This is a genomic window from Treponema bryantii, assembly GCF_900111035.1.
GTDB lineage: Bacteria > Spirochaetota > Spirochaetia > Treponematales > Treponemataceae > Treponema_D > Treponema_D bryantii_C.
The window spans coordinates 62,953-69,459 of sequence record NZ_FOFU01000013.1 but is presented as its reverse complement, the minus strand read 5'-3'; the positions used below and the strand labels follow the sequence as shown (position 1 = coordinate 69,459).

Annotated in this window: 5 protein-coding genes; 2 read left to right on the top strand and 3 right to left on the bottom strand. The window is 39.6% G+C overall.

The window, feature by feature from the left end; translation table 11 throughout:
* Together BMY21_RS14860 and BMY21_RS14855 are read left to right on the top strand one after the other, a co-directional pair.
* Positions 1-681: IS3 family transposase (locus BMY21_RS14860; protein ID WP_143064252.1), on the top strand; the 681-nt coding region annotated here is incomplete at its 5' end.
* 164 nt (positions 682-845) lie between these two features.
* On the top strand, positions 846-3,272 hold the full coding sequence (locus BMY21_RS14855) for a glycoside hydrolase family 94 protein (RefSeq protein ID WP_074645544.1): 2,427 nt from the start codon (positions 846-848) through the stop codon (positions 3,270-3,272).
* A gap of 15 nt (positions 3,273-3,287) precedes the next feature.
* Here the strand turns inward: BMY21_RS14855 and BMY21_RS14850 are convergent, their stop codons facing one another.
* From BMY21_RS14850 to nagA, 3 genes are read right to left on the bottom strand one after another with little or no spacing between them, the layout of a single operon-like run.
* The gene (locus tag BMY21_RS14850; RefSeq protein ID WP_083379899.1) at positions 3,288-4,487 is read right to left on the bottom strand and encodes a hexokinase family protein; all 1,200 of its coding nucleotides are present in this window, start codon (positions 4,485-4,487) and stop codon (positions 3,288-3,290) included.
* 16 nt (positions 4,488-4,503) lie between these two features.
* A complete protein-coding gene (gene nagB / locus BMY21_RS14845) occupies positions 4,504-5,325 on the bottom strand; it encodes a glucosamine-6-phosphate deaminase (protein ID WP_074645543.1) in 822 nt (273 codons plus the stop codon).
* Entirely contained in the window at positions 5,325-6,503 is a 1,179-nt protein-coding gene (gene nagA, locus BMY21_RS14840; RefSeq protein WP_074645541.1) for an N-acetylglucosamine-6-phosphate deacetylase, read from the bottom strand. The genes nagB and nagA overlap by 1 nt, the downstream gene beginning before the upstream one ends.
* Between the last annotated feature and the right edge of the window lie 4 nt (positions 6,504-6,507).

Below are 6,507 nucleotides of genomic sequence, written 5' to 3'. Positions count from 1 at the left end.
CGCTATGGCTACAGAAGGATTACTTTAGAGTTCAGAAACAGAGGACGTACAACTAACCACAAATTAATTCAAAAACTTATGCATGAAGAACACATCGTGTGTAAGGTTCGTCAGCATAAATACAATTCATATAAAGGCCAGATAGGCAAAGTTGCTCCTAATCTTTTGCTGCGAGATTTCAGTACAACAAAATCTAATGAAAAATGGGTTACAGATGTTACACAATTCAATCTGTTTGGAACAAAGCTTTATCTATCTCCGATTCTTGATTTGCATGATCAGTCATTGATAAGCTGGAATCTTTCTGAAAGTCCGAATTATGCTCAGACAGTTGATATGCTTGAAAAGGCTTTTGCTAAGATTCCGGATGGAACAAATCTGATTCTTCATTCTGATCAAGGCTGGCAGTATCAGATGTATGATTATCAGAGGCGACTGAAAGAAAAAGGAATCAGGCAAAGCATGTCGCGAAAAGGCAACTGTCTTGATAATTCGGTAATGGAGAATTTCTTTGGATTGCTTAAATCTGAGCTTTTTTATTTACAGGAATTTGAATCTGTTGAACATTTCAAAAAAGAATTAGTTGAATATTTGTCTTGGTACAACGAAAAGAGAATTAAGGTTAAATTAAAAGGACTGACCCCTTTACAATTTAGGAATCAGTCCTTAAAATCAGCCTAGTTAAAGTGTCCAATAATTGGGGTGCACTTCACATCACGGTCTTTTTTTTTAGGTATTTAAATTTTTATCATGTAGGAAAAATCCATTATGGACTTATGGCATTTTATGAAGTAAACTTATATGATTAAGAAAACGTTGTCGTAAATGATGACGAAGGAAGGGAAATGAAATACGGATATTTTGACGATGACAAAGCAGAGTATGTCATCACACGCCCGGACACTCCTACAAGCTGGAGTAATTATCTTGGATCTACAGTTTATGGTGCTGTAATTACAAACAATGCCGGTGGCTATGGCTTCTATAAATCTGGTGCTCAGGGACGATTTATGCGTCTTCGTTTTAACGCAGTTCCTATGGATCAGCCAGGACGTTATTTCTATCTCCGCGATCAAGAAGATGGAGATTTCTGGTCTGCATCATGGCAGCCAGTTGGTAAACCTCTTGATCAGTATAAGAGTGAATGTCGTCATGGTACTGCATATACAACTATTACTTCTGAATACAAGGGAATTAAGAGTGAAACAAAATACTATGTTCCGCTTGGACAGAACTTTGAGTACTGGCGTCTTAAGGTAACAAATACTTCTGACAAGGTACGTAAAATCCGCGTATTCTCTTACTGTGAATTTTCTAACCAGTGGAATACAACACAGGATCAGGTAAACCTTCAGTATTCGCTCTTTATTGTAAAGGGTGAAAAAGTAGGTGATAATCTTCTCCGTTATTCAATTCAGGATAACCTTTACATTCAGCATCCTGAATACGAGGTTGGTGGTGCTTATATGAGCGAATGGGTTGCTCTTATTGGTACTCCAATGACTGGTTTTGATACAAGCCGCGAAGCCTTTATCGGAACTTACGGAAGCTATGAGCATCCAAAAGCTGTTGTAGACGGAGCTTGTACAAACTCTGAAGCATTTGGTGATAACTCTTGTGGTACAGTTCAGGGTGACCTTGAATTGCAGCCAGGTGAAACAAAAGAAATCATGCTTATGCTTGGTATTGATGATGCTCTCGCAGTTGGACAGAAGATTGTAAATGAGTTCGGTACTTTCAAACGTGCAGATGAAGAGTTTGAAAAGCTTGTAAATAACTGGCATGCAAAGCTTGGTTCTTTCAAGGCTATTACTCCAGATGAAGATATTAACCATACTGTAAACGTATGGGGACTTTATAACTGTTTGATTACATTTGCCTGGAGCCGTGCAGCTTCTCTTGTATACAATGGAGAACGCGATGGTCTTGGTTACCGCGACTCTGTACAGGATATTCTTGGTGTTTCTGCTGCAATTCCAGAAGAAGCAGAGGAACGTCTTGTACGTATGATTTCTGGTCAGTGCCAGAATGGTGGTGCTGTTCCTGTAATTTCTAAGGACTTCAATGCCGGGCACGAGAAGGCTCCAAAGCCGGAAGAGTTCCGTTCGGATGACTGTGAATGGTTCTTCAATGCTGTTCCTTGCTATGTAGCAGAATCAGGAAACTTTGATTTCTATAACAAAGTAGTTCCATACGCTGATGGCGGAGAAGCAACTGTATACGGACACCTTAAGCGTGCCCTTGAATTTAACCTTGAGAGAATGGGCGCAGACGGACTTCCTTGTGGACTTTTGGCTGACTGGAACGACTGTCTTAAACTCGGCTATCATGGTGAATCTTTGTTCGTTGCTTTCCAGCTGCGTCTTGGTCTTACAACTTATGCTGATATTTCTGAACGTCTTGGAAAGAAGGACGAAGCTGCATGGGCTTTGAAAGAGCGTGATACACTTGATGCTAATATCCAGAAGAAGTGCTGGGATGGTAAGTGGTTTATCTGGGCTGTAGGCGAGGATGGAACTGTTTATGGAACTCAGACAATTGAAGAAGGACAGATTTACTTTAATACTCAGGTTTGGGCTGTTATGTCTTCTGCTGCAACTGCAGAACAGGCTCGCATCTGTATGGAATCTGTAAAAGAAAAACTTGCAACTCCTTACGGACTTATGCTCTGTGCGCCTCCATTCGTAAAGACTCGCTCAGACATCATGTCTTCTGTAGTATTCCTTCCTGGTATCAAGGAAAATGCAGGTATCTTCAACCATACACAGGGTTGGGGTGTAATTGCTGAAACAATGCTTGGAAACGGTGACCGTGCTTACGAGTACTGCAAGGCATCTATTCCTGCTGCATATAATGACAAGGCAGAAATCCGCCAGAGCGAACCATATGTAGTAGGACAGACAACTTATTCTACCTTCAGCAAGCGCCCTGGTAACACACGTACTTCATGGCTTTCTGGAGCCGGTACATGGTCTTACTATGCTATTACTCAGTACATGCTCGGAATTAAGCCACAGTATGATGGTCTTTTGATTGATCCGTGTATTAAGCACGACTGGGACGGCTTTACAGTAGAGCGCCGCTGGAGAAAGATGAATCTTCATATTGAAGTAAAGAATCCACAGCACATTTGCAAAGGTATTGAATATATCGAAGTAGACGGAAAGCGTATCGATGCTGCAGTAATTCCTGTAAGTGAACTCAAAGACGGCAGTAAGATTGTTGCTTACATGGGTAAGGATGCTAAGTCTTCACCTGTTGAGCGTGTTTAAGTCTGAGCGATATATTTAATCGATGAATGCGGCGGCAAAGCTTCCTTTAGTGATGTCGTCGTCAATTTGAATAATTTCGAAAGGCTGCTGGAGCTGGTCTTTCAGACGGGCTTCAGCAGTTTGTTTTAGAAGGGGAGTTTTCCAGAAGGTGCTGCCGTTACAGGTAATGCAGATTGGAAGCTCCTCTTTTTCTTTGTCTGAACAGAACGCTGCAGCGTAAATTGCTTCTGCTGAAAGTTTTGCCGAGCGGGTAATAATTACGTAAAAGAGTTCTTTTAATTTCAGTTCGTCCGATGAAAGTTCTTTCTCTGTTTTTGCGAAATATTTATCAAAATCTTTTGTATCAAAATGCTCTGGTGCTGCATACGAAGGAGAGAAGAATCCTTCACTAATTGCTGTTTTTACCATCTCTGTTGCAATATCTCCGAGATATGCTCCTGAACACATTTTTTCCATAAGGGACTGGTTCGGTTGCGTTGTTCTGCTGCAGACTGTTTTGTCAAAATCACTTTGAGGAAGATCAGAAAACATTCCGCATTCTGTGACAATAATCCGCTTGTTTTGAATGTATGCACTGTTCATTCCGGTTCCGAGAATAAAGGCAAGATGTGCGCCCCAGTTCTTTTCTGATTTTTCAACAAAACTTGAAAGCAGGAGGGCTGTTGTATCATTCAAAACATTTATTTTTTTGATTTTTGTCCAGTCTTGAATTTTGAGTTCTGCTAAAAGTTCTTTTCCAAGATATGTTCCAACCGCTTCCGGAGCTTTTACTTCTTTTGAGAAACGGATAATTTTACCATCTCCGTCTTCTGTAATTGCCATTGCATAACTGAAACAGAAACTGATTTTGTTTGAACGGTCTTTAAGACGTGAAATATTCTGTGCTATGGCCTGATAAAACTGTTTTTTGCTGAGTTCACGGTCAATGGCAGGCATCACTGTTTTCTGGAAATCTGATATTTCAATACCGTCTTTTGTTTTTGTAACAATACAGGAACGGAAGTTTGTACCGCCTGCATCAATCACAATGGCACTTTCACCTTCTTTAATTTTACGAACTGCAGCACTGCCTGCTTTTATCATTGCCTGATCAGAACCGCCTGTTTTAAGTCCTTTTTTCATATCTTCAATAATTTTCTTATGAAGATTATCAGCAATGTTTAAAGTAAAATTGTGACGTTCAAGAAAGTTCTGTGTCTCGTCTGAAATATCCATTTTTAACTCCAGAAGTTTATTTGTTAGAGAAAATTGATTCAAAGGAATCTGTGATTTTTGATTCAATTCCCTTAAAATATTTTACTGTTCCAACACGTAGTTTATCTGTACATTCGTCATCTGTAATAATCAGTGCACTCTTATGCATCTGAAGAATTGTAACCGGCCACATCTGTGAAACAGATTCTTCAACGGCGTGTTGAAGTGCATCTGCTTTAGCAAGTCCCGTCATCATAATAAGAACTTCTTTTGCATCTGTGATTGTTCCAATTCCAACTGTAAGGGCTGTTTTTGGGACTTTTGTACAGTCACCGTCAAAGAATCTTGCATTTGCTTTTATTGTATCTTCTGTAAGGGTTTTCATTCTTGTATAAGAGGTGAGTGAAGAACCCGGTTCATTAAATGCAATGTGTCCGTCATTTCCGCAGCCACCCAGGAACAAATCAATTCCGCCGGCTTCTTTAATCATCTTTTCATAATTCTCACATTCTTTCTGAAGGTCTTCCGTTGTTCCGTCAAGAATATGAACATTTTCTTTTTTGATATCGATTTTACTGAAGAAATTCTGCCACATAAAATAGTGGTAGCTTTGCGGATGGTTTTCATCAAGGCCTACATATTCGTCCATATTAAAAGTAATGACATTCTGGAATGATATGAGACCTTTACGGTTTAATTCAATAAGCCGTTCATATACTCCAAGAGGTGTACTTCCTGTAGGTAATCCAATAACAAAAGGTTTTTCTGGAGTAGGGGCAGCTGAATGAATTTTACCGGCTATATAATCTGCCGTCCACTTTGCACATTCCTTGTAGTTATTTTTGATTATAAGTCTCATTATTGTACCTCCAGTTTATTTTTTACGATTTTGCCTTCAATCATAACAAGCTTAATACTGAACAGTTTATCCATAACAAGAATGTCGCTGTCATAGGTTGGGGAAAGAATTCCTTTATGAGTGTATTTCATAATTCTTGCAGGATTTACAGAAGCAAACTTAATTGCATCTGTAAGCGGATATCCAAATTGCACAATGTTTTTGATTGCTTTTTTCATTGTAAGTGAAGAGCCTGCTATTACATCATCTGCCTTGCGATGAAAGCAGCCGTCCTTAAATACAATTTCTTCACCGTTTGCAAAAAGATGTTCTCCCTTCTGTTCTGTCGGAGTAAGCGCATCTGTAACGAGAACTATCTGAGCACGGTTTTTATCGCGGCCAAGAAGCTTAAACAGGTCAGGATGAACATGTACACCGTCAGCAATTATTTCACAGGATACTTCCGGATGTATAAGAATTGCACCTACAGTTCCAGGGTTCCGATGATGCAGCTGACTCATTGCATTAAAGAAATGTGTTGAATGCAAAATACCCACCTGAATGCCTTCTACAATATTTTCATATTGGGCATTTGTATGTCCGGCCTGTAATATGATTCCTTTTTCAATACAGTGAAGAGCAAGTTCACGCATTCCTTTTAGTTCAGGTGCAACTGTCATGTTTACAATATGTCCTTCTGCGGCTTCCCAAAGTTCATCAAAAAGTTTAATATCCGGGAGTTTTACAGTTTCTGGGCGTTGTACTCCAAGCCGCTCAGGAGAAATAAAAGGACCTTCAAGATGAACTCCCATAATACGGGCTCCTTCTTCGTGTCCCATTGCAGCAACAATTGCTTTAAGTTTTGTTTTCATTTCTTCTGTTTCAGAAGCGTACATTGTTGGATTAAAGGCGGTTACTCCGTATTGAGCAAGATCCTTTGACATTTGAAGAATGCCCTCTGTTGTACAGGTATCTGTTCCATTTCCCTTAAAACCATGAATATGTGTATCAATAAAGCCGGGCATTATGTAATTACCCTTAGCGTCAATAAGTCTCACTTCAGGTCCGAAGTTCATTTTATTGAAACGTTCTTCACTAAAAGTATCCTTGATTTTGGAATCCTCTATCAGAACTGCAGAACGCTGGGTGTTGCTTGTGAGTCCTGAAAGAACTATTCCGTTATGAATACAAATTGTCATCTTT

Excerpts from the sequence above, each read along its gene's own strand:
- nagB (WP_074645543.1), bottom strand. The coding sequence starts at position 5,325 with ATGAGACTTATAATCAAAAATAACTACAAGGAATGTGCAAAGTGGACG.
- nagA (WP_074645541.1), bottom strand. The coding sequence starts at position 6,503 with ATGACAATTTGTATTCATAACGGAATAGTTCTTTCAGGACTCACAAGC.
- BMY21_RS14855 (WP_074645544.1), top strand. The coding sequence starts at position 846 with ATGAAATACGGATATTTTGACGATGACAAAGCAGAGTATGTCATCACA.
- BMY21_RS14850 (WP_083379899.1), bottom strand. The coding sequence starts at position 4,487 with ATGGATATTTCAGACGAGACACAGAACTTTCTTGAACGTCACAATTTT.